22 protein-coding genes are annotated in these 21316 nt (G+C 76.5%); 13 read left to right on the forward strand and 9 right to left on the reverse strand.

Annotation, left to right across the window (positions count from 1 at the left end):
* Positions 1-12 precede the first annotated feature (12 nt).
* Positions 13-399 carry a VOC family protein gene (locus FHN55_RS12740; RefSeq protein ID WP_139712699.1) on the reverse strand — a complete coding sequence of 129 codons (387 nt, stop codon included), beginning with the start codon at positions 397-399 and terminating at the stop codon, positions 13-15.
* Positions 399-779 (reverse strand): VOC family protein, encoded by a 381-nt coding sequence (locus FHN55_RS12745; protein ID WP_139712700.1) that lies wholly within the window; start codon positions 777-779, stop codon positions 399-401. The genes FHN55_RS12740 and FHN55_RS12745 overlap by 1 nt, the downstream gene beginning before the upstream one ends.
* Before the next feature lie 62 nt (positions 780-841).
* Between FHN55_RS12745 and FHN55_RS12750 the strand changes: the two genes are divergently transcribed.
* Complete coding sequence (locus tag FHN55_RS12750) at positions 842-1243, forward strand: RidA family protein (protein WP_139712701.1); 402 nt, start codon at positions 842-844, stop codon at positions 1241-1243.
* 111 nt (positions 1244-1354) lie between these two features.
* Here the strand turns inward: FHN55_RS12750 and FHN55_RS22740 are convergent, their stop codons facing one another.
* A complete protein-coding gene (locus FHN55_RS22740; protein ID WP_180357814.1) occupies positions 1355-1936 on the reverse strand; it encodes a GNAT family N-acetyltransferase in 582 nt (193 codons plus the stop codon).
* A 74-nt stretch (positions 1937-2010) separates the two neighbouring features.
* A complete protein-coding gene (locus FHN55_RS12760) occupies positions 2011-3447 on the reverse strand; it encodes an FAD-binding oxidoreductase (RefSeq protein WP_139712703.1) in 1437 nt (478 codons plus the stop codon).
* Between the two features lie 65 nt (positions 3448-3512).
* Here FHN55_RS12760 and FHN55_RS12765 point away from each other — a divergent pair, with 65 nt between their 5' ends.
* The 12 genes from FHN55_RS12765 (at position 3513) to FHN55_RS12820 (ending at position 15796) form a co-directional block, all read left to right on the forward strand.
* Positions 3513-5162, forward strand: a complete 1650-nt coding sequence (locus FHN55_RS12765; protein ID WP_139712704.1) for a CYTH and CHAD domain-containing protein — start codon at positions 3513-3515, stop codon at positions 5160-5162.
* 198 nt (positions 5163-5360) lie between these two features.
* Positions 5361-6218 (forward strand): amidohydrolase family protein, encoded by an 858-nt coding sequence (locus FHN55_RS12770; RefSeq protein WP_139712705.1) that lies wholly within the window; start codon positions 5361-5363, stop codon positions 6216-6218.
* Positions 6219-6274: 56 nt separating this feature from the next.
* Complete coding sequence (locus FHN55_RS12775) at positions 6275-6823, forward strand: MSMEG_0572/Sll0783 family nitrogen starvation response protein (RefSeq protein WP_139712706.1); 549 nt, start codon at positions 6275-6277, stop codon at positions 6821-6823.
* Positions 6824-6858: 35 nt separating this feature from the next.
* Complete coding sequence (locus FHN55_RS12780; protein WP_139712707.1) at positions 6859-7971, forward strand: MSMEG_0568 family radical SAM protein; 1113 nt, start codon at positions 6859-6861, stop codon at positions 7969-7971.
* Complete coding sequence (locus tag FHN55_RS12785; RefSeq protein ID WP_139712708.1) at positions 7968-9539, forward strand: MSMEG_0567/sll0787 family protein; 1572 nt, start codon at positions 7968-7970, stop codon at positions 9537-9539. Before FHN55_RS12780 ends, FHN55_RS12785 begins: the two co-directional genes overlap by 4 nt.
* Positions 9539-10474: a carbon-nitrogen hydrolase family protein gene (locus FHN55_RS12790; protein WP_139712709.1), complete on the forward strand. Its 936-nt coding sequence runs from the start codon at positions 9539-9541 to the stop codon at positions 10472-10474. Before FHN55_RS12785 ends, FHN55_RS12790 begins: the two co-directional genes overlap by 1 nt.
* Positions 10467-10769 (forward strand): MSMEG_0570 family nitrogen starvation response protein, encoded by a 303-nt coding sequence (locus FHN55_RS12795; protein WP_139712710.1) that lies wholly within the window; start codon positions 10467-10469, stop codon positions 10767-10769. The genes FHN55_RS12790 and FHN55_RS12795 overlap by 8 nt, the downstream gene beginning before the upstream one ends.
* Positions 10766-12067 (forward strand): MSMEG_0569 family flavin-dependent oxidoreductase, encoded by a 1302-nt coding sequence (locus FHN55_RS12800; protein ID WP_139712711.1) that lies wholly within the window; start codon positions 10766-10768, stop codon positions 12065-12067. Before FHN55_RS12795 ends, FHN55_RS12800 begins: the two co-directional genes overlap by 4 nt.
* 12 nt (positions 12068-12079) lie before the next feature.
* Positions 12080-12979, forward strand: a complete 900-nt coding sequence (locus FHN55_RS12805; protein WP_257570940.1) for a carbon-nitrogen hydrolase family protein — start codon at positions 12080-12082, stop codon at positions 12977-12979.
* Positions 12976-14154 carry an MSMEG_0565 family glycosyltransferase gene (locus FHN55_RS12810; protein WP_139712712.1) on the forward strand — a complete coding sequence of 393 codons (1179 nt, stop codon included), beginning with the start codon at positions 12976-12978 and terminating at the stop codon, positions 14152-14154. Before FHN55_RS12805 ends, FHN55_RS12810 begins: the two co-directional genes overlap by 4 nt.
* On the forward strand, positions 14151-15314 hold the full coding sequence (locus tag FHN55_RS12815; RefSeq protein WP_139712713.1) for a hypothetical protein: 1164 nt from the start codon (positions 14151-14153) through the stop codon (positions 15312-15314). Before FHN55_RS12810 ends, FHN55_RS12815 begins: the two co-directional genes overlap by 4 nt.
* Before the next feature lie 86 nt (positions 15315-15400).
* The gene (locus FHN55_RS12820) at positions 15401-15796 is read left to right on the forward strand and encodes a TIGR03618 family F420-dependent PPOX class oxidoreductase (RefSeq protein ID WP_139712929.1); all 396 of its coding nucleotides are present in this window, start codon (positions 15401-15403) and stop codon (positions 15794-15796) included.
* Between the two features lie 41 nt (positions 15797-15837).
* Here the strand turns inward: FHN55_RS12820 and efeB are convergent, their stop codons facing one another.
* The 5 genes from efeB to FHN55_RS12845 all read right to left on the reverse strand — a co-directional run bounded on the left by efeB (position 15838) and on the right by FHN55_RS12845 (position 21299).
* Positions 15838-17082, reverse strand: a complete 1245-nt coding sequence (gene efeB / locus FHN55_RS12825) for an iron uptake transporter deferrochelatase/peroxidase subunit (RefSeq protein ID WP_139712714.1) — start codon at positions 17080-17082, stop codon at positions 15838-15840.
* The gene (gene efeO / locus FHN55_RS12830) at positions 17082-18260 is read right to left on the reverse strand and encodes an iron uptake system protein EfeO (protein WP_139712715.1); all 1179 of its coding nucleotides are present in this window, start codon (positions 18258-18260) and stop codon (positions 17082-17084) included. Before efeO ends, efeB begins: the two co-directional genes overlap by 1 nt.
* A gap of 58 nt (positions 18261-18318) precedes the next feature.
* Entirely contained in the window at positions 18319-19167 is an 849-nt protein-coding gene (gene efeU / locus FHN55_RS12835) for an iron uptake transporter permease EfeU (RefSeq protein WP_139712716.1), read from the reverse strand.
* 170 nt (positions 19168-19337) lie between these two features.
* A complete protein-coding gene (locus FHN55_RS12840; RefSeq protein WP_139712717.1) occupies positions 19338-20648 on the reverse strand; it encodes a ribonuclease D in 1311 nt (436 codons plus the stop codon).
* 33 nt (positions 20649-20681) lie between these two features.
* Positions 20682-21299 (reverse strand): response regulator transcription factor, encoded by a 618-nt coding sequence (locus FHN55_RS12845; RefSeq protein ID WP_218974629.1) that lies wholly within the window; start codon positions 21297-21299, stop codon positions 20682-20684.
* Between the last annotated feature and the right edge of the window lie 17 nt (positions 21300-21316).

The raw sequence follows: 21316 nt of genomic DNA on the forward strand, positions 1-21316 counted from the left end.
CGGCGCGGGCGCTCAGGCCTGGGCTCCCCACGTCAGGCAGAACGGGTGGCCGGCCGGGTCGGCGCAGGCGCGGAAACCCGCCGCCGCTCCCAGGTCGTCGGCCGCGAGCAGCAGCCGGCCGCCCTTCGCCAGCACCTCCGCCTCGGCCGCGGCCGGGTCGTCGACCTCCAGGTCGAGGTGCACCTGCTGGCGCACCTCCGGGTCGGGCCAGGTCGGCGGCACGTGGTCGGGCGCGTGCTGCACCCCGAGCACCGGCTGGCCCTCCAGGTGCACGCTGTGCCACCGCCCGTCCGACCAGCTCGGCACCACCACCTCGCCCTCCAGCAGGTCCGCCCAGAAGCGGCTCTCGCTGGGCACGTCCGACGCGTCGAGGACGACCACGCGGTGGCGCGGTCGCATCAGCCGCCCCAGCAGAGGCAGAACGGGTGCCCGGCAGGGCTGGCGTAGACGCGGAAGCCCTCGTCGGCGTCGAGCGGCGCGGTCTCCTGCACCAGGCGGGCCCCCTTGGCCAGGGCCTCCTCCTCGGCGGCCCGCACGTCCTCGACGTCGACGTCGAGGTGCACCTGCTGCCGCACGGCCGGGTCGGGCCAGGTCGGCGGCACGTGGTCGGGGGAGAGCTGCACGCAGACGTCCGGCACGCCGGAGCCCTCGGGGAACTGCACCGTGTGCCAGTCGTGGTCGGTGCGCACCACCTCCCCGTCCAGCAGGTCGGCCCAGAACCGGCTCTCAGCTGCGATGTCGGCGGCGTCGAAGGCGATGGACAGGCGTGTCGTCCTCATGCCCCCGCATCGTGGACCCGACCTCCGACATCCGCCCGACGACCATCTGGTCGGATGGCCCCGTGACGACGGGCGAGCGGCAGCTGGTCTCCTCTGGTGCGGTGTGGGAGGAGGCCGTCGGCTACTCCCGAGCGGTGCGCGTGGGCCCCTGGGTGAGCGTCGCGGGGACCACCGCCGCGCTGCCGGGCGGGGGCGCCGTCGGCGGCGACGACCCGGCCGAGCAGACGAGGGAGGCGCTGCGCCGCATCGCCGCCGCGCTGGAGGAGGCAGGCGCCTCCCTGGCCGACGTGGTCCGCACGCGCATGTACGTCACCGACATCAGCCGCTGGGAGGAGGTCGGCCGCGCCCACGGCGAGGTCTTCGGCGCGATCCGCCCCGCGACGTCCATGGTCGAGGTGAGCGCGCTCATCAGTCCCGAGCTGCTCGTCGAGGTGGAGGCCGACGCCGTCGTCGTCCAGCTCTGAGGCGCTCACGACGACGACGGCGGGCGCGGCGGCAGGGTCGCCGCACCGACCGTGGACGCCGCGCCCCGGTCTGGACCGTCACACCGGGACACCGCGTCCACGGTCGCCCCGTCAGCGGAGCTCGCCGGCCAGCAGCGAGCCGATCCAGCCGTCGTCGCGCTGGCCGCGGGCCACGAGCAGGCCGCGGACCTCGCCCTCCACGCGGAAGCCGCACTTCTCCGCCACGGCCCGCGAGGCGCGGTTGCCCACCACGGCGCGCCAGTGGACGCCGACCAGGCCCAGCTCCTCGAACCCCCAGCGCAGCGCCGTGCGCGCCGCCCTCGTCATGACGCCGCGCCCGCGCGCCGCCGGGTGCAGCCCGAAGCCGACCTCGGCCCAGCGGCCCTCGCCGAGGCGCAGGTCCACCGTGCCGCCGAAGCGGCCGTCGACCTCGATCGCGAAGGCGGCCATCGACCCGTCGGCCCAGCCCGCGGCCACCTTCTCGAGGAACTCCTGCGCGTGCTGGCGCTCGTACGGCGCCGGCACGGTGGTCCACCGCTGCATGTCGGGGTCGCCGCCCTGCTCGAAGATCCCGTCGGCGTCGTCGGGGCGGTGGCGGCGCAGCAGCACGCCACCACCGGCGTCCAGCCGCGGGGGCTCCGGCAGCGGTCGACGCGCAGGGGCGTCCAGCGGGGTCGGCGGGGTGAGGTCCACCCGGACCACGGTGGCAGCCCGCGCGCCGCTCCCTCCACCGGTTCCCGCCGCCCGTCGACGTGCGGTGAGGCCGGTCAGGGCGCCGACGCGACAGCGGGCAGCACGTGCTCGCGGTACCAGTCGCTGTGCAGGAGGCCGTGCGGGTCCACCTCGCGCTGGTGGGCCACCACGGCCGGAAGCTCCGGGTAGGCCCGCAGCAGCTGGTCTGGCCGGGCCCAGCGGTGGTAGGTGAGGAAGTAGCTGCCGCCCCGGTCGAGCGCCAGGTCGATGAGCCGCTGGAAGGCCGCGGCGCTCCTCGCGGTGCCCTCGGGCGTGTGCTCGGTGTGGAGGTTGAGCACCAGGCAGGCGGAGCGGCGGCGGGCCCACGGCAGCGCGGTGTCGACGTCCGCCTCGACGAAGCGCACCGTGCCGTAGACGACGTCCGCGGCCCGCTCGCGCAGGTCCTCGGCAGCGGCGCGGGCGAAGCCGGCCAGCTCGGCCGGGGGCACGTAGACCTCGCCGATGACCTCGCTGGCCGGCGGGCCGCCGAGGAGGGCGTCGAGCCGGCGGTGGTAGCCGTCCTCGTAGTCGGCCAGCTGGTGGGTGTCCGACCAGTACCGCTGGCCGGAGGTGGCCAGGTAGTGGCGCACGTACCGCTCGAAGGCGCCCGGCTTGTCGCGGTGGGCCAGCTCCAGCAGCTCGGCCCAGTCCCCGCGGGAGAGCGCCAGCTGCCCTCCGGGGACCGCCTCGGCGCCCTCGTCCTCGTCGGGCCCACCGGTCTGGGCCGGGCGGTAGCAGGAGAAGACGCCGTCGCGCAGGAAGCCCGGCGAGGCGGCGTCGACGGCGGGCTGCAGGTCCCCGTAGAGGTAGCCGGCCCCGACGCGACCGGCCACGCACTCGGCCAGGTCCTCGGTGGTGGCCAGCTCGACGTCGCGCTGGAGCACCCGCCGCGGTGCGAGCCTCAGCACCACCGAGACGACGACGCCGAAGAGGCCGTAGCCCCCCAGCACCGCCCGGAACAGGTCCGGCTCCTGGTCGCGGCTGAGGTCGGCAGCGCGCCCGTCGGGCAGCACCACGCGCACGGACTCGACGTCGGAGGCCATCGGCGGCAGCGCCAGCCCGCGCCCGTGGGCGTTCACCGAGACCGAGCCGCCGATGCTGAACCTGTCGGCTCCCGTCTGCTTCTGCCGGACGCCCCACCGCCGGCTGGGCGGCAGGTGCGCCTGCTGCCGGGCGAGCGCCGCCACCAGCTGCGGCCACTGCACGCCGGCGCCGACCTCGACGAGGCCGCGCTCGGCGTCGACGGGTCCCACGCGGTCGAGCCCGCCGGTGTCCAGCAGCAGCCCGTCGGTGGCGAACTGCTGACCGCCCATGGCGTGCCGCCCACCCGCCGCGGTCAGGCGCAGCCGTCCGGCGCGGGCGCGGGCCAGCGCCGCCACCACCTCCTGCTCGGTGCGGGGGCGGAGCACCGCGCGCACGCGGGTGGCGTTGAGGGCGGAGTGGACGTCGTCGACCAGCTCGCTGGCAGTCACGGGACCAGCCTGGCGCTCGCCGCCTGACGAGCCGGTGACGGTGATCGTCACTAGGGTCGACGGACATGGCGAGGAAGTCGGTCGAGGGTCCAGCGGCGGGTGCGACCGGAGGTGTCAGCACCTCACGGGAGACGGAGCGGAAGTTCTCCCTCGCCGAGGACGCGGCGCTGCCGGACCTCGCGGGGGCCGGCCGGGTCGCCTCGGTGGACGACGTGGTCGCGCACGACATGGTGGCCGTCTACTACGACACCGCCGACCTGCGCCTGGCGCGCGAGGGCGTGACGCTGCGCCGGCGCCAGGGCGGCTCCGACGACGGCTGGCACCTCAAGCTGCCCGTCGGCTCCAGCTCCGACCGCGACGAGCTGTCCGTGCCGCTGTCCGACGGCGGCGAGCCGCCCGAGGCCGCTGGGCAGAGCGGCCCGCCGACGGTGCCGGCCGCGCTCACGGCGCTCGTGACGGCCCTGGTGCGCATCTCCCCGCTGGGCCCGGTCGCCGAGCTGCGCACCCACCGCGAGGTGCACGTGCTGCGCGACGCCGAGGGCCGGGCGCTGGCCGAGGCGGCCCTCGACGACGTCGAGGTGGCCGTGCCGTCCGGCGCCGGCGAGGGGTCGGCCGGCGTGGTGCCCGGGCGCTTCCGCGAGCTGGAGGTCGAGCTGCTCGACGACGGCGAGGAGTCCGACCTCGACGCCGTCTCCGAGGCGCTCGTGGCCGCGGGAGCGGTGCTGGGCGCCCAGGTCTCCAAGGCCAGGCGGGCGCTGGGCACCCCCGCCACCGCCGCTCCCGACGTGCCCGAGCCCGGCGAGGTGGGCCCGCGCTCGAGCGCCGCGGACCTGGTGCGCGCCTCCACGGCCGAGCAGGTCCGCGCGCTGCGGCGGCACGACCTGGGCGTGCGCCGCGGCGAGGACGACGCCGTGCACCAGATGCGCGTGGCCGCCCGCCGCCTGCGCAGCGGCCTGCGGGTCTTCCGCCCCCTGCTCGACCGGGAGTGGGCCGACGACCTGCGCGCAGAGCTGGCCTGGCTGGCCGGTGAGCTGGGCGCCGCCCGCGACGGCGAGGTGCTGGCCGAGCGCCTGTCGCTGGCGCTGGCAGCGCTGCCGGCCGAGGTCGACGCGACCGACGCCGCCCGCCTGCTGCAGGCCCACCTCGACGAGCAGCACCGCGACGGCGAGGCGGTGGCGCTCGCGGCGCTGGGCTCGCAGCGGTACGCGGCGCTGCTGGACCGGTTGGTCGACGCCGCGACCGCCCCGCCGACCACCGAGGCCGCGGAGGGGGAGTGCCGCGAGGTGCTGCCGCCGCTCGTGCGCACGGCGTGGAAGAAGCTGGCGCGGGAGGTGACCGAGCTGCGGATGGCCGGCGACGACGACTCCTGGCACGAGGCCCGCAAGACCGCCAAGCGCGTCCGGTACGCCGCCGAGGCCGTCACCCCGGCGCTCGGCAAGCCCGCCAAGAAGTTCGCCAAGCAGGTCGAGCGCGTCACCGAGCTGCTCGGGCAGCACCAGGACGCCGCCGTGGCCGCTGACGTGCTCGCGCACCTGGCCACGGACCGCAGCCGGGCGCTGCACCTGCCGCGCAGCGCGGCCGCGGCGGCGAAGGTGGGCTTCGCGCTCGGGTCGCTGCACGCCGCGCAGCGCGCCGAGGTCCGCGTGCTGCGCGCGGACCTGCTGGACATCTGGCCCGAGGTCTCCCACGGCGGCCACCGCGCCTGGCTCGGCTGAGGCCTGCCTCTCCCCGCTGGGACCGCAGCCGAGCGCCTCATCGCGGTTCACGGCCCCACCGCAACCGCAACCGACCGCTCGGTTGCGGTTGCGGTTCCGGTGGCGGTCCGCGGGGAGCCGATCGTGGAGAGGACCTGGCAACCAGCGGTTGCCACGGATGTGACCAACCGGAAACACCCCGCTCGTTGACTCCCCGGCATGGGCAGCGGGGGAGCCGGCACCGGCCGGGGGGTGGGGAGCGGCGTCCACGACGCCCACCGCCACCTCGGCGCGCTGCCCGCCCACCCCTTCTACGGCGGCCCGCCGGTCAACCCCGACACCGCCGCCGTCGCCGACGTCGACGCGCTGCTGCGCTCCCTCGACGAGGAAGGCGTCGAGCGGGCCCTCGTCATCCCCAACTACGGCGTCCCGGACGTCACCGCGTCGTTCGCGCTCAACGAGCTGGTGCTCGAGGCCGCCGCCCGCGACGACCGGGTCCGCGCCGGCCTGTGGGTCTCACCGCGCCCCCAGGACGCCGAGCTCACGGCGCAGGCGCTCCAGCTCGCGGGAGAGAGCGGCGTCGTCGCGCTGAAGACGTCGTTCCTGCTCGGCGGGCGTGCCACCGACGACGCCTGCCGCCCCCAGCTCGACGCCGTCTTCGACGCGGCCCGCGAGCACGGGCTGGTCGTCCACGTGCACACCAGCCCCGGCGCCGCCTCCGACGTCGACGAGGTGGGTGAGCTGGTGGAGCGCTACGGCGACCACGTCGCCATCCACCTCGTCCACCTCGGCGGCGGCATGAGCGGCCACATCAAGCTCATCGGCTCCCGCTTCTTCGACTGGATCGAGGCCGGCAAGCGCGTCTACACCGACACGTCCTGGGCCATCGGCTTCGCGCCGCGCTGGCTGGCCGCCGAGGTGCAGCGCCGCGGCACCGGACACGACCGCGTGCTCTACGCCTCCGACGAGCCCTGGGGCGACGCCGTCGGCGAGCTGGCGCGACTGCGCGCCGCCGCCGGGGACGGCGAGCTGGCCCGCCTGTGGCTCACCGAGAACGCCGCAGCCCTCTACGGCTGAGCGACCACCAGCCCACCCGCCCGACACCCACCCGTCACCCACCGGAGGAGCCCGAGATGACCACCACCGCCGCCGCCACGTCCGACGAGACCGCCGCCGCCATCAAGGAGGCCGCCGAGAAGTCGAAGGCCGAGATCCAGCACCCCTCGCTGGAGAAGGGCAGCAACCTCTACGGCTCCACCAAGATCTTCCCGGACTACCAGGCCGAGCCCGGGCAGAGCTACCTCACGCTGGTGCACGGCATCGCGCACGAGTCCTCGGTGAGCTTCGTGGCGATCCTCCAGGCCACCCGCGCGCTGCGGAAGGGCTTCGACTCCGTCCTGTACTTCTACGGCCCCGGCTCGATGAACTGCATGGCCACCCGCGGTTTCCCGACCACCGGCGACTCCGCCTTCCCGGGCGAGCACAACATCAACAACAGCCTCGAGACCTTCATCGCCGAGGGCGGCACCGTCTACTGCTGCCGCTTCGGGCTGTCGCTGCACGGCCTGCGCGAGGAGGACCTCATCGCCGGCGTCATCCCCTGCCACCCGCTGGACGTGCAGGACGCGCTCATCCACTACGCCAGCAAGGGCGCCATCATCAACAGCACCTACATGGTCTGAGCCCGCCGACCAGCACAGCCGCGGGGACTCTCCTCATGAGCCTGGACACCAGGGTCGCCGTCGCCATCCGCGGCGTGCGGACCGCCACCGGCGTGCCGGTGAACCGCCGCGGTGGCGCGGGCCCGAGCGACGACGGCCACCTCCGCCTCGGCGGGCGGGGCGCTGCCCTGCCGATCGACCCGACCAGCCCGTACCTCGTCCGCGACGGCCGGCTGCTGCGGTCCGCCGGCTGCGGTGACGGCGCCGGCAGCGCCGGTGGCCTCGCCGAGGAGCTGTGGGTCGACACCGGCCTGGAGGCCGAGGCCGTCGCCAGGCCGCGCTTCTACGACCTGACCACGGCGGACGGCGTCCGGTACGACCAGCTCGCCCGCCTCCACGGCGCCGACGTGCTGGCCACCACGGTGGTGCAGACGTGCATCCGGTACGCCGAGGACCAGCGCTGCCGGTTCTGCTCCATCGAGGAGTCGCTGCGCGCCGGGGCCACGACCGCCGTCAAGCGCCCCGAGCAGCTGGCGGAGGTGGCCGAGGCCGCCGTCCGGCTCGACGGCGTGCGCCAGGTGGTCATGACGACCGGCACCTCCAACGGGCGCGACCGCGGCGCCCGCCACGTCGCTCGCTGCGTGCGCGCGGTCAAGGAGGCCGTGCCGGGTCTGCCGGTCCAGGTGCAGGTCGAGCCTCCGGAGGACCTGGGCGCGCTCGCCGAGCTGCGGGACGCCGGGGCCGACTCCCTCGGCATCCACGTGGAGTCCCTCGACGACGACGTCCGCCGGCGCTGGATGCCGGGCAAGGCCACGGTCTCCCTGGAGCGCTACCGCGAGGCGTGGGCCGAGGGCGTCCGCCTCTTCGGCCGCAACCAGGTCTCCACGTACCTGATCCTCGGGCTGGGGGAGGACCCCGACGAGCTCGTCGCGGGCGCCGCGGAGCTGGCGGCGATGGGCGTCTACCCGTTCGTCGTCCCGTTCCGGCCGATCGCCGGGACGCTCGCCGTGGACGTCGACGGCGCCCGTCCACCGGCGCCCGAGGTGCTGGCGGACGTCACGGCTCGCGTGGCCGCTGACCTGCGCTCCCGCGGGCTGCTCAGCAGCGGCCAGAAGGCCGGCTGCGCGGCGTGCGGGGCGTGCAGCGCGCTCCAGGCGGCCGGGGCATGAGCATCGGCGGAGTGCTCCTCGGCGCGGTGCCGGCCCCGGCGCGCGCCGAGGCGCCGTCGTGGTCCGTCGAGGTGGCCGACGCCGCCGGCGTCGCGGCCCACCGCAGGCTGCGCCGCGAGGTGTTCGTGGACGAGCAGGGCCTCTTCGGCGCCGGTGCGGCGGAGACCGACGACGTCGACGACGACCCGCGCACCGTCGTCCTCGTGGCCCGCGAGGTGGCGTCCGACGGTGCTCCGGGGCGGGTGCTGGGCGGGGTGCGCCTCGCTCCTGCCGGTCAGCACCTCACCGGTGGGGTCGACGTCGGCTGGTGGGCCGGGTCGCGCCTGGCGGTGGCGCGCGGCGCGCGGGCCTCGAGGATCGGCCCCGCGCTCGTGCGGGCCGCCTGCGCGCACGCCGAGGCGGCTGGGGCGCTGCGCTTCGACGCCACGGTCCAGGCCGCCGCCGAGCCGATGTTCCGCCGGCTCGGCTGGGAGCGCGTGCGCGAGGTCGTCGTCCCCGGGGCCGAGACCGTCCCGCACGTGCTGGTGCGCTGGCCCATCGGCAGGACCGCGGTGCTGCTCGAGGCCACCAAGGCTCCGCTCGGCGGGCTGCTGGCGGGGCTGCTGACCGGTGGCGCCCACCTCGGCGACGACTCCGCGCCCGTCCCGGGCAGCGACCTCGTCGCTGCGTGCGACGCCGTCGTGCCGTCCATGGTCGAGCGGGACCCGGAGTGGGCGGGCTGGTGCGCCGCGCTGGTCAACGTCAACGACGTCGCGGCGATGGGCGCAGCACCCGTGGGGCTGCTCGACGCCGTGGGGGCGCGTGACGCGTCCTTCGCGGCACGGGTGCTCTCGGGCCTGCGCGCCGCGTGCGAGGCCTACGGCGTTCCGCTGCTCGGCGGGCACACGCAGCTCGGCGTGCCCGCCGCGCTGTCGGCGACGGCGCTCGGCCGGGTGCCGGCCGGGCTCGAGCCCGTGCCGGGTGGCGGGGGCCGGCCCGGCCATGCCGTGTGGCTGGCCGTCGACACCGGCGGCGGCTGGCGCCGCGGCTACGCCGGGCGCCAGTGGGACTCCACCACCGCGCGCACCCCCGAGGAGCTGCGCGCGCTGACCGGCGTCGTGGGGCGGGTCCGCCCGGCCGCCGCCAAGGACGTCTCGATGGCCGGGGTGGTCGGCACCCTGGCGATGCTCGCCGAGGCCAGCGGCACCGGCGCGGTGCTCGACGTGGCGACCGTCCCCAGGCCCGCCGGCGCCGCGGCGGGCGACTGGACGACCTGCTTCCCCGGCACCGGGTTCCTCCTCACCGACGACCCCGCCCGCGACCTCGCCGCCGCAGCACCCGAGCTGCTGGCCGTGGACGGCTTCCGCCTCGAGCGGTGCGGCGAGCTCACCGGGCGCTCCGCCTCGGCCGACACCCCTGGCGTGCTCCTGCGCTGGCCCGACGGCGAGACGACGCCCGGCACCGCCCCCGGAGGTCGAGCCACCGGCCTCGGCCCAGCCACCCCTGTTCGGGACGTCCACGACCACCGACCCGGAACGGACGTGATCATGGACGTCCCGAACACCTCGACCCTGGAGGTGAACCCCTGATGCTCACCGTCGCGGCGGTCTCCGCCGGCTTCACCCGAGACCTCGACGCCTGCTTCGCGCAGGTCGAGAGCCTGGTCGCCGAGGCCCGCGAGCGCGGTGCCGGCCTGCTCGCCCTGCCCGAGGCCGCCATGGGCGGGTACCTGTCGACCCTCGGCTCCCACGGCGACGTCGCCGACCCCACCCGGCCCTCCCGCTCCCAGCCGCCCGCTCTGCGCCTCGACGGCCCCGAGGTGGCGCGGCTGCGCGCGATCGCCGGCGACCTCGTGCTGTGCGTCGGCCTGTGCGAGCTCGCTCCCGACGAGCCCGGTCCGGGCGGTGAGGGAGCCCGCTACAACACCGCGGTGTGCCTCACCGGCGACGCCGTGCTCGGCGCCTACCGCAAGGTGCACCAGCCCCTCGGCGAGCACCTCTCCTACGCCGCCGGCAGCGGCTTCGGCGCCTTCGAGACGCCGGTGGGCCGGATCGGGATGCAGATCTGCTACGACAAGGCCTTCCCCGAGGCGGCCCGCGCGCTGGCGCTGGACGGCGCCCAGCTGGTGGTGAGCCTGTCGGCGTGGCCGGCCTCGCGCACCGGGGCCGCGCCCGTGCTCGCCGACGACCGCTGGACCCACCGGTTCGACCTGCTGGACAGGGCCCGGGCCCTCGACAACCAGCTGTTCTGGGTGGCCTCCAACCAGGCCGGCACCTTCGGCTCGCTGCGCTACGTGGGGTCGGCCAAGGTGGTCGACCCCGGTGGCGCGGTGCTCGCCCACACCGGCACCGGACCGGGCACGGCGGTGGCCACGATCGACCTCGACGGCGGCCTCGCCGCCGCGCGCGGCGGGATGTACCACCTGCGCGACCGGCGCCCCGACGCGTACGGCAGCGCCCTGGCAGCCGTTCCGGGGCCGCTGCCCGAGCCGGTCTGGGAGCGCGCGGGGGCTGGCCGTGCCTGAGGCCACCTTCCGCGTGCGCTGGCCGGACGGCAGCACCGACGCCTGCTACTCGCCCAGCCTCGTCGTCCACGACCACCTCGCGCCGGGCGCCGAGTACCCGGTGGCCGACTTCACCGCCCGTGTGGGCGCGGCCATGGACGAGGCGTCTGACCGCGTGCGGGCGAAGTACGGCACGGCCTGCACCTCCGCGCATGCCACGGCTGCCGGGGTGCGCTCCCGCGCCGCGCGCTTCTCCGCCGACGGCGTCGTGCGGGTGCTGTCGATCGAGCCGCCGCTGCCGGGGAGCACTCGATGACCGCCCAGGTGAGCGGGCAGCTGGACGGGCTGGACGGGCGGCACGTGCCCGTCGTCGTCGTCGGTGGCGGCCAGGCGGGCCTGTCCATGAGCTGGCACCTGGTGCGGGCGGGCGTCGAGCACGTCGTCCTGGAGCGGGGCACCGCCTGCCACGACTGGGCCGACCGCCGCTGGGACGCGTTCACGCTGGTCACGCCCAACTGGCAGTGCCAGCTGCCGGGGTACGCCTACGACGGCGGCGACCCCGACGGCTTCATGACGCGCGACCAGGTGGTGGCGTGGCTGAGCCGCTACCCCGCGACCTTCGGGGCGCCGCTGCACGAGGGCGTCGCGGTGACGGCGCTGCGCGAGGCGCCCGGCGGCGGCTTCGCGCTGACGACGACGGCGGGCGCGCTCACCGCCGACCAGGTGGTCGTCGCGACCGGCGGGTACCACCAGCCGGTGCTGCCGGCGGTCTCCCAGCGGCTGCCCGACGACGTCGTGCAGCTCCACTCGGCGGCCTACCGGTCGCCGGAGGCGCTGCCGCCGGGGGCGGTGCTCGTGGTCGGCTCGGGGCAGTCCGGCGCGCAGATCGCCGAGGACCTCCACCTGGCCGGCCGCGAGGTGCACCTCGCGCTCGGCAGCGCGCCGCGCGTGGCCCGGCGCTACCGGGGGCGCGACTGCGTGGCGTGGCTGCACGACATGGGCGTCTACGACGTCGGCATCGAGGCGCACGCGGGCGGGCTGTCCAAGCGCGAGTCCACCAACCACTACGTGACCGGCCGTGGTGGCGGGCGCGACATCGACCTGCGGGCCTTCGCGCGCGACGGCCTGCACCTGCACGGGCGTCTGGAGCGCGTGTCCCCGGCCCACGGGTCGGCGGTGCTGCGCTTCGCCCGCACCACGGCCGCCTCGCTGGACGCCGCCGACGCCGTCGCCGAGTCCATCAAGGACGACATCGACCGGTGGATCGCCCGGCAGGGGATCGACGCTCCGCTGGAGGCCCGGTACGCGCCGGTCTGGCGGCCTCCCGCGCCGGAGGACGAGGACGTCGACCTCGACCTGCACGCGGCGGGCGTGGCGTCGGTGGTGTGGGCCGTCGGGTTCCGCGCGGACTTCCGGTGGGTGCAGGTCGGCGTCTTCGACGGCACCGGGGCGCCCACCCACCGCCGCGGCGTCACGGCCGTGCCGGGACTCCACTTCCTGGGCCTGCCGTGGCTGCACACGTGGGGCTCGGGGCGCTTCGCCGGTGTCGCGCGCGACGCCGAGCACCTCGCCGAGCACGTGGTGCGCAGGGCAGCGCCCAGCCGGGCTGCCTGAGGGCGGTCGGGGGTGGCTGACGAGGTGGTGCTGGCGGCCGTCGCGGGGCACTTCGGCCGTGACGTCGCCCGCACCCTCGTCAAGCTCGAGGGGGTGGTCGGTGCTGCCCGCGCCGCGGGGGCGCACCTGCTCGTGCTCCCGGACGCGACGATCGGCGGGTACGTCGACGACCTCGTCGACCCGGCCCCGGCCGGCGAGGGTGCGCTGCCGCCCGCCGTCGACCTCGACGGTCCGGAGGTGGCGCGGGTCGCCGAGCTCGCCGGTGACGTCGTCGTGTGCTTCGGGATCAGCGAGCGCGCGGGCATCGATGCGCAGGGGCGGCCGATCCGCTGCAACACCGCGGTGTGCGTGCACCGCGGCGCCGTCCTCGGGGTCCACCGCAAGGTGCACCTGCCGCTGGGGGAGTCGCGCGCCTACCGCGCGGGTGACCGCTTCTGCGCCTTCGACACCCCCGTCGGCCGGATCGGGATGCTCGTCGACTTCGACAAGACCTTCCCCGAGAGCGCCCGCACCCTGGCGCTCGACGGGGCGGAGGTGCTGGCGTGCCTGTCGGCCTGGCCCGCCAGCGCCACCGAGCGCGCCGACCGGATCCGCCTCGACCGCCAGGCCCGCCTCTTCGACCTGTACGACGCCGCCCGCGCCGCCGAGAACCAGGTCTGGCTGGTCTCCTCCAACCAGACCGGGGTGCAGGGCGGGCTGCGCTTCCTGGGCCAGGCGAAGGTCGTGGACCCGGCGGGGGAGGTGGTGGCCCGCACCTGGACCCAGGGCGGGATGGCGGTGGCACCGGCCCGCGTGGCCGAGGGCGTCGCGCGGGCCCGCCGCCGGGTGCACCACCTGCGCGACAGGGTGCTGTCCGCCTACGACTGCGACCGCCCGTTCCCCGACCACGACGACGAGGGAGCTGTCCCGTGAGGGTCGCGCTGGCCACGTACTCCACCAAGCCGCGCGGCGGGGTGGTGCACACGCTGGGGCTGGCCGAGGCGCTGGCCCGGCGCGGTCACGACGTCACGGTCTGGACCCTCGGGCGCGGCGGCGACACCACCTTCTTCCGCCCCGTCGACCCGGCCGTCCGCGTCGAGGCGGTGCCGTTCGCGCCGGTGGACGCCGAGGACGTCGGCGCGCGGATCGTGCGGTCGATCGACGTGCTCGGCGGCGCGCTCGCGGAGCACCTGCGGTCGCAGCGCGCTCGGCCCGACGTCGTCCACGCGCAGGACTGCATCTCCGCCAACGCCGCCCTGGCGCCGGCGCGCACCGCGGGCGTGCCGCTCGTGCGCACCGTCCACCACCTCGACGCGTTCACCACCCCCCAGCTCGTGGCCTGCCACGACGCCGCAGTCCGCGAGCCCGACGCCCTGGTGTGCGTCTCCGCGGCGGTCGCCGGCGAGGTGCGCGCCGGGTACGGGCTCCAGGCGACGGTCATCCCCGGGGCCGTCGACGCCGCGCGCTTCGCGGCCGCCGCGCGCCCCGCCCCCTCCGCGCGGGCCGCCCGGCGCGCCTGGCGCTCGCGGCTGGGGCGGTTCGTGCTGGCCGTCGGTGGCGTGGAGCCCCGCAAGGGGTCGCTCGACCTGCTGGAGGCGTGGGCGCTGCTGCGCCGCCACCGCCTGGACCTGCGCAACGTGGCGCTCGTGCTGGCGGGCGGGGAGACGCTCTTCGACCACCGCGAGTACCGCGCCGCCTTCGAGGCCCGCGCCGCCGAGCTCGCGCAGGAGCTCGGCGCCGCGCCGGTGGTCCTGGGACCCGTCGACGACGACGCGCTGCCGTCCCTCGTGGCCGCCGCGGACGCCGTGGCCTTCCCCTCCACCAAGGAGGGCTTCGGCATGGCACCGCTGGAGGCCCTGGCCGCAGGCGTCCCCGTGGTGGCCCGCGACCTGCCCGTGCTGCGCGAGGTGCTGGGGGAGGCGGTCCTGTTCGGCGGCGGGGTGCCGGACCTCGCCGACGCCCTGGTCTCCGCACTGGACGGGGGTGCCCCCAGCGCCGCGCACGGACGGGTGGTCGCCGCCGGGTTCGGCTGGCCGCGCGCCGCCGCCGCTCACGAGGCCTTCTACGAGCGGCTGCCCGGTGACGGGAGGTCCAGGATCGGAGCGTGAGCGCCGCCCCGGACCGTCCCGCCGTCGATCGCGAGCGCCTGGCGGCGTCAGCCGCAGCCGCCCTCGGGCTCTCCCGCGTGGACCTGGGCGAGGAGCTGGGGGGCTCCAGCCGGTCGTTCGTGGTGCGCGGCCGCGCGGACGGTCGTCCCGTCGTCCTCAAGCTCCCGCTGACCGACCCGGAGGCGGCTGCCCGCGAGGAGGCCGCGCTGCGGCTCGCGACCGAGCGCGGTGCTCCGGGCGTCGTGCCGCTCCTGGGCGTGGGGGAGGACCCGCCGGTGCTCGTCCTGGAGGACCTCGGCTCCGCGGCCACCCTGGCCGACCGGTTGCTGGGGGACGACCCGGCCTCGGCGACCGACGCGCTCGTGGCCTGGGGCTCGGCGGTCGGGAGGTTGCAGGCAGCGACCTGTGAGGCTCGCCCCGCGTTCGAGGCCGCGCTCGCGGAGGCCTCGCCGTTCGGTGCCCCCGACGTCGACGGCGTGCGCGACGCCGTCGCCGGTGCGGTGGCCGTCCTGCGGCGCGAGGCGCCTCGCGTGCACGTCCGCGCCGGTCTGGACGACGCCGCCGCCGACGAGCTCGCCGCGCTCGTCGAGCACCTGGAGCGCGCGGACGCGCCGCGCGGGTTGGTCCCCGGTGACACCTGCCCCGACAACGCCCTTCTCGTGGCTCCCGGTGACGGCGCACCCGACGGCGTGCGGCTGCTGGACTTCGAGGGCGCCGCGCACCGGCACGTGGCGTGGGAGGCCGCCTACCTCGCCCTGCCGTGGCCGTCGTGCTGGTGCAGCTGGCGGCTGCCGGACCACGCGGTCGAGGCGGGGCTGGCGGCGTGGCGGGAGGCCGTGGCCCCTGCCGTCCCGGCGTCCTGCAGCGCGGCCGACCTCGCCGCGGACGTCGACGCCGCCGTCGTCGCCTGGACCGCCGTCTCCGCCGCGTGGTTCCTGCCCAGCGCCGTCGACGGCGACCACGGCACCGCCGACCCCGCGCGCGACCACGTCGTCCCGAGGCGGCGGGCGCTGCTCCAGCACCGCACCCGGGTGGCTGCAGAGCGGGCGGCCGCCGGGGGAGCGTGGCCGGCGCTGGCCGACTGGTGCGGGCGACTGCACGAGGCCGCCGTCGGCGCCTGGGGCGAGCGGCCCCTCGACCTGGCCCCCGCCTACCGCTGACGCTGCGCGTGGCCCTGGCACCTGGCACTGCGGGCGCAGGCCCGGCGGGGCAGGGTGGGGGCGTGCCGAAGCTCTCCGAGAAGCCCATGCCCGCCGACGTCCTCGAGCTGTTCCGCAGGCCCAACCCCGCGGTGATGGCGACCGTCGCCGAGGACGGCCACCCGGTGACCGTGGCCACCTGGTACCTGCTCGACGACGACGGCCGCCTGCTCCTCGGGCTCGACGCCAGCCGCGCGCGCCTCAAGCACCTCACCTCGGACGGCCGCGTCTCGCTCACCGCGCTCGCCGAGGGTGACTGGTACACCCACGTCAGCGTGCAGGGCCGCGTGGTCGAGGTGCGTGACGACGAGGGCCTGGCGGGCATCGACAGGATCAGCCGCCACTACACGGGCAGCGACTACTCCAACCGCACCAGCCCGCGCGTGCTCGTCTGGGTGGAGCTCGACCGCTGGCACGGCTGGGGCGGCGCCTCCGCCGACTGAGCCCGGTGCGCAGTGACGCTGCGCACGCGGGGGAGGTGCTGTCAGGCGCTGAGGAGCTGCTGGCCCAGGTAGCCGCCGTCGGGCACCCCGGGGAAGACCGCCCACACACCCGACGCGGTGTGCTCCAGGTACTCCGACAGCGCGTCCTGGCGGGCCAGCACCGTCTGGACCGGGATGAAGGCCGTGCGCACGTCGCGCTGGTAGGCCAGGAAGAACAGCCCCGCGTCCAGGTGGCCCAGGCCGTCGGTGCCGTCGGTGAAGTTGTAGCCGCGGCGCAGCATCTGCGCGCCGCCGTTCATGGAGGGGTGCGCGAGCCGCACGTGCGACGACGCCGGCAGGGTCCGCGCGTCGAACGCGTCGTGCTCGCCGGCGTGCCCGAGCGGAGCGCCGGTGCCCTTGGTGCGCCCGATGACCTGCTCCTGCTCCTGCAGGGAGGTGCGGTCCCAGGTCTCGATGTGCATCCGGATCCGCCGCGCCACCAGGTAGGAGCCCCCGACGACCCACGCCGCCGATCCCTGCTCGTCGCCGGCCTGCACCCACACCTGCTCGTCGAGGGTCTTCGTGTCGGAGGCCGCCGGGTTGGCGGTGCCGTCCTTGAAGCCGAAGAGGTTCCGCGGCGTCGGGGCGCTCGGGTCCACGGTGGCCGCGCGCCCGTACCCGAGCTGCGCCCAGCGCACCGCGGCGCGCCCGGCGGCGATGCGGGTCAGCGTGCGGATGGCGTGCACGGCCACCTGCGGGTCGTCGGCGCAGGCCTGCACGCACAGGTCGCCGCCGGAGCGCTCCGGGACCAGGGCGTCGGCGGGGAACGCCGGCAGGTCCACCAGCGCCGCGGGCCGCGCCGGGGCCAGTCCGAACCTGTCGTCGAAGAGCGACGGTCCCGCACCCACGGTCAGCGTGAGCCGGTTGGCGTGCAGGTCCACGGCCTCGCCGGTGTCCGACGGCGGGGCCAGCGGCTTCCCCCCGCTCGCGCCGCCCTGCCCGACCTCCTTCCCGGCGGTGAGCGCGACGGCGGCCGCGGTCCAGTCCTGCAGCAGGGACACCAGCTCCTCGCGGGAGGTGGCGGTGACGTCGAACGCGGCGAAGTGCAGGTTGGCCTGCACGTCCGTCGCGATGCCGGCCTGGTGCTCGCCGTGGAACGGCACGACCGAGGCCGACCCGCCGTCGGCCGAGGAGCCGGCGGCGCGCCCGGACGCCTCGGCCGCCACGACGCCCGCCCCCACGAGCCCGGCGCCGACTGCGCCCGACCCGAGCGCGGCGAGCAGCCCCCGGCGGGAGACGGAGCCCATCAGGCCTGGCCCGCGGCCGCGGCGCCCAGCTGCGACAGCGGTTCGGAGAGGGCGTCGACGGCGCGGGCCAGCTCGCGGCGCTGGTCCTCGGTGACGGTGTCGTAGGAGACGTAGCCGCCCGGCACGCCGGGGTCGGCGTAGGGCGCCAGCGCCGCCTGCACGGCGGCGAACTGCGTGGTCAGCTCGATGACGAGCTCCGGGTCGGTGGTCTGCACGATCGGCGTGAGCACCTCGAACGCCTTCTGCGCGCCGTCGACGTTCCCCTTGAAGTCGACGAGGTCGGTGTGGCTGAAGGCCTCTTCCTCGCCGGTGATCTTGCCGGTGGCCACCTCGTCGAGCAGCTCCTTGGCGCCGTTGCCGATGGAGTTGGGCGTGATGGCGGCGTTGGGCACGCGCTGGGCGAGCTCCTGCACGTCGAGCAGCAGCTGGTCGGCCACCGGGACCACGCCGGCCAGGTCCTCGTCCGTCCACAGCGCCTTCTCGAGGCGGTGCCAGCCGGTGAACTGCTGGCCGGCCTCGAGGTCGGCCTCGCGGACGTCCATGCGCGGGTCGAGGTCTCCGAAGCTCTCCGCCACCGGCTCCACCGACTCCCACCCGACGCGCGAGGGCGCGTACAGCGACTGGGCCTTCGCACGGTCACCGGCGGCGATGGCGTCGCGCAGCTGCTGCACCAGCGGCACCGTCGCGTCGGCCTGCTGCTGCACGTACGCGCGGTAGGAGTCCACCGCGGTCTGCTCCGCGGCGGTCAGCTGCGAGGAGCCACCGGTCACCGCGATGGCCTGGCGGATGCCGTCGCCGACCATGCCGGGCTTGCACGCCACCTGGTACTCGCCCTCGGTGAGGTCGACGGTGAGGTCGTAGCTGGTGCCCGGACCGATGTTCTCCTTCTCGGTGACGATCCGGTCCCCGTCGTAGACGTAGACCTCGGTCACCTGGTTGCCGGTGTTGGTGATGGAGAACGTGGTCACGCCGCCGGGCAGGTCGGTCTCGGCGACCTCGCAGGCGCTGTCGGAGGCGTCGATGGCCACGGACGCGTCAGCGGCTCCGCCGGAGGCGGCGTCGGAGGCCGCTGCGGACGACGACGAGGGCGCGTCCACGAGCGCCCCGCAGGAGCTCAGCGCGAGGGCGGCCAGGGAGGCGAGGGGCAGCACGACGAGGGCGCGGGCGCGCGAGGGCACGGTGACTCCAGGAGGCTCGGTGGCCGGCCGCCGGCGGCGGCGCGGTCGGGAGGGGCTGTCAGGCGCTGACGGAGCGCAGGGCCGGGGCGCTGGGCGCCGGAGCCGCGGGGCGGCGCCGGGGGCGCAGGTAGAGCGCCAGCACGGGCACGACGTACGCCGTCCACGCGATCGCCTGCGCCCAGGTGGTGTCGGGGGAGAAGTTGAAGACGCCCTTGAGCAGCACGCCGTACCAGCTGGTCGGCGGGACCTGGGCGCTGACGTCGAAGGCGAGGCTGTGCAGGCCGGGCAGCACGCCGGCCTCCTGCAGGTCGTGCACGCCGTACGCGAGCACCCCGCCGGCGACGACGACGAGCGCGGCGCCGGTCCAGGTGAAGAAGCGGCGCAGGTCGACCTTCACGGCCTGGCGGTACAGGGCCCAGCCCAGGACGACGGCGGCCGCCAGCCCCAGCAGGGCCCCGACGAGGGGCTGCCACGTCTGGCCGGTGGCCTGGCCGGCGGCGTAGACGAAGAAGACCGTCTCCAGGCCCTCGCGGCCCACCGCGAGGAAGGCCGTCAGGCCCACGGCGAAGCTGCTGACGCCCACGGCGGTGCGCATCTTGTCCGTCAGCTCGGTGGCCAGGGTGCGCCCGGCGCGCCGCATCCAGAACACCATCCACGTGACGAACGCGACGGCGACGATCGACAGCGTGCCGCCGAGCACCTCCTGCGCCTCGAAGGTGAGGGCCTTCGCCGCCACGGCCAGGGCCACGGCGATCGCCACGGGCAGGGCGACGGCCACCGCCACGCCCCAGCGCACGGCACCGAGGCGGTCGCGGCGACCGGTCTTGACCAGGAACGCCACGAGGATGGAGACCATGATCGTGGCCTCGAGGCCCTCGCGGAGGCCGATCAGGAAGTTGGCGATCACACCGGGTCCTTCGAGCTCGCTGCACGTGGCGCCGTGATCGACGCCTGGTGAGGCGAGCCTAACCTCAGCGACCGGCGGTGTCGGTCAAGGGCGAGTAAAGGTTCTCGGCCGCCCTGTTCTCCCGGTCACAGCCGCACCCGCCGGTGCGCGGAGCCCGGCGGGGCGAGCTCTCAGCCGGCCAGGGCGCGGGAGAGCAGGCCCGCGGTGAGCTCGCGCTGCCACGGCCGCGCCCCGGCGTCCGCGAGCCACGCGCTCACCCCGTCCTCGCCGGTGTCGGCCGGGGGCTGCCAGCACAGGCGGCGCACCGCGTCGGGGGACAGGAGGTTCTCCAGCGGCACGTCCACCTCCTCGGCCAGCTCCGTCAGTGCCGCGCGGGCCCGGGTGAGCCGCTCGGCGGCCTCGGGGTCCCGGTCCTTCCAGGCGCGCGGCGGCGGCGGACCGTCGGTGGGCAGCGAGTGCGGCGGCAGCTGCGCCTCCGGCAGCGCCCGGGCGCGGTCGAGCGCCTCCAGCCAGCGCGCGCCGAGGCGCCGGTTGGCCGGACCGGAGAACACGGGCAGGGAGGCCAGCTCCCGGGTGGAGGTGGGCATGGCCTGCGCCGCGGCCACCACGGCGCGGTCGGGCAGGATCCGGCCCGGGGCGGTGTCGCGCTTGCGCGCGAGCTCGTCGCGGGAGAGCCACAGCTCCCGCACCGCGGCCAGCTGGCGGCGCTGGCGCACCGCGTGCAGGCCCGAGGTGCGGCGCCACGGGTCGGTGCGGGGAGGCGCCGGCGGGGCGTCGCGCACGGCCGCGAACTCCTGCCTGGCCCACTCGAGCTTGCCCTGCGCCTCGAGGTCGGCGGCCAGCGCGTCGCGCAGGTCCACCAGCAGCTCCACGTCGAGCGCGGCGTACAGCAGCCACGGCTCGGGCAGCGGCCGGGTGGACCAGTCGACGGCGGAGTGCTCCTTGGCCAGGCGCACCCCCAGCAGCCGCTCGACCACGGCGCCCAGCCCCACGCGCTGGTACCCGGCCAGGCGCCCGCCCAGCTCGGTGTCGAAGAGCTCACCTCCCGGCCGCAGGCCCACGGCGGCCAGGCACGCGAGGTCCTGGTTGGCGGCGTGCAGCACCCACTCGGCGTCGCCCAGGGCCTCGCCGACACTGGACAGGTCCGGCAGGGCGCGCGGGTCCACGAGCACCGTCCCGGCGCCCTCGCGGCGCAGCTGCACCAGCTGCGCGTCCTGGCCGTAGCGGTACCCGGAGGCGCGCTCGGCGTCCACGGCCACCGGGCCGGAGCCCGCGGCGAGGGCCTCGACCACCGCGGCGAGCGCCTCGGGGGAGTCCGTCAGCGCCGGCAGCCCGTCGGCGGGGGCGGCCAGCAGCGGGAGCTCGGGTGCCTCGGGAGCGCCTCCCGGGGCCTGCTCGGGCGCGGCCGCGGCCCCGGGGACCTCAGGGGTCTCCGGGGCCGTGCCGTGTCCGGAAGGGGTGCTGCTGGGCGATCTGCTCATGTCAGCCGCCCATTCTGCACCGCGGGGCGGACGTCAGGAGATGACGCCCGCACGCAGCGTGATGAGCACCATCTCGGCGCGGTCGCCCGTGCCGAGCTTGCGGGCGATGCGGGCCAGGTGGCTCTTCACCGTCAGCGCCGACAGGCCGAGCTCCTCGCCGACCTCGCGGTTGGAGCGGCCGTCGGCCACCAGCTGCAGCACCTCGACCTCACGGGCCGACAGGCTGGACAGCCCGTCGGGGGAGGTCGGCACCACGGGGGCCTCGGTGCCGCGCGCGGCGGTGGACAGGAAGCAGCGCACGCCGGAGGCCAGCGCCGAGCGCACGGTCCACGGGTCCTCGGACGTCGAGACCACCACGGCGCGGGTCCAGCCCGCGGCGCGCAGGTCGCGGGCCAGCGCCACACCGGCGCCGTCCTGCAGACCGGCCTCGATGACGCACAGGTCCCCCTGGTGGTGCACCGCGGCGCGGCGCGCCTCGGTGACCGAGCTGGCCGCGACCACGTCGCTGGCGCCGAGGGCGCGCAGCACGCGCACCGCCACCTCGCGCGCGGCGAGGTCCTGCACCGCCACGAGCGCGGTGGTGCGGCGCCCGCGCGCGACGGCACCCGCGCGCGGCGCCCGAGCGAGAGCGCTCTCCGCCATGGTCGTCATCCCTGACCTCCTGCTCC

The organism is Streptomyces sp. NP160 (assembly GCF_006335115.1).
Classification (GTDB): domain Bacteria; phylum Actinomycetota; class Actinomycetes; order Actinomycetales; family Quadrisphaeraceae; genus Quadrisphaera.

Excerpts from the sequence above, each read along its gene's own strand:
- FHN55_RS12740 (WP_139712699.1), bottom strand. The coding sequence starts at position 399 with ATGCGACCGCGCCACCGCGTGGTCGTCCTCGACGCGTCGGACGTGCCC.
- FHN55_RS12745 (WP_139712700.1), bottom strand. The coding sequence starts at position 779 with ATGAGGACGACACGCCTGTCCATCGCCTTCGACGCCGCCGACATCGCA.
- FHN55_RS12765 (WP_139712704.1), top strand. The coding sequence starts at position 3,513 with ATGGCGAGGAAGTCGGTCGAGGGTCCAGCGGCGGGTGCGACCGGAGGT.
- FHN55_RS12770 (WP_139712705.1), top strand. The coding sequence starts at position 5,361 with ATGGGCAGCGGGGGAGCCGGCACCGGCCGGGGGGTGGGGAGCGGCGTC.
- FHN55_RS12775 (WP_139712706.1), top strand. The coding sequence starts at position 6,275 with ATGACCACCACCGCCGCCGCCACGTCCGACGAGACCGCCGCCGCCATC.
- FHN55_RS12780 (WP_139712707.1), top strand. The coding sequence starts at position 6,859 with ATGAGCCTGGACACCAGGGTCGCCGTCGCCATCCGCGGCGTGCGGACC.
- FHN55_RS12785 (WP_139712708.1), top strand. The coding sequence starts at position 7,968 with ATGAGCATCGGCGGAGTGCTCCTCGGCGCGGTGCCGGCCCCGGCGCGC.
- FHN55_RS12790 (WP_139712709.1), top strand. The coding sequence starts at position 9,539 with ATGCTCACCGTCGCGGCGGTCTCCGCCGGCTTCACCCGAGACCTCGAC.
- FHN55_RS12800 (WP_139712711.1), top strand. The coding sequence starts at position 10,766 with ATGACCGCCCAGGTGAGCGGGCAGCTGGACGGGCTGGACGGGCGGCAC.
- FHN55_RS12820 (WP_139712929.1), top strand. The coding sequence starts at position 15,401 with ATGCCCGCCGACGTCCTCGAGCTGTTCCGCAGGCCCAACCCCGCGGTG.
- efeB (WP_139712714.1), bottom strand. The coding sequence starts at position 17,082 with ATGGGCTCCGTCTCCCGCCGGGGGCTGCTCGCCGCGCTCGGGTCGGGC.
- FHN55_RS12840 (WP_139712717.1), bottom strand. The coding sequence starts at position 20,648 with ATGAGCAGATCGCCCAGCAGCACCCCTTCCGGACACGGCACGGCCCCG.
- FHN55_RS12845 (WP_218974629.1), bottom strand. The coding sequence starts at position 21,299 with ATGACGACCATGGCGGAGAGCGCTCTCGCTCGGGCGCCGCGCGCGGGT.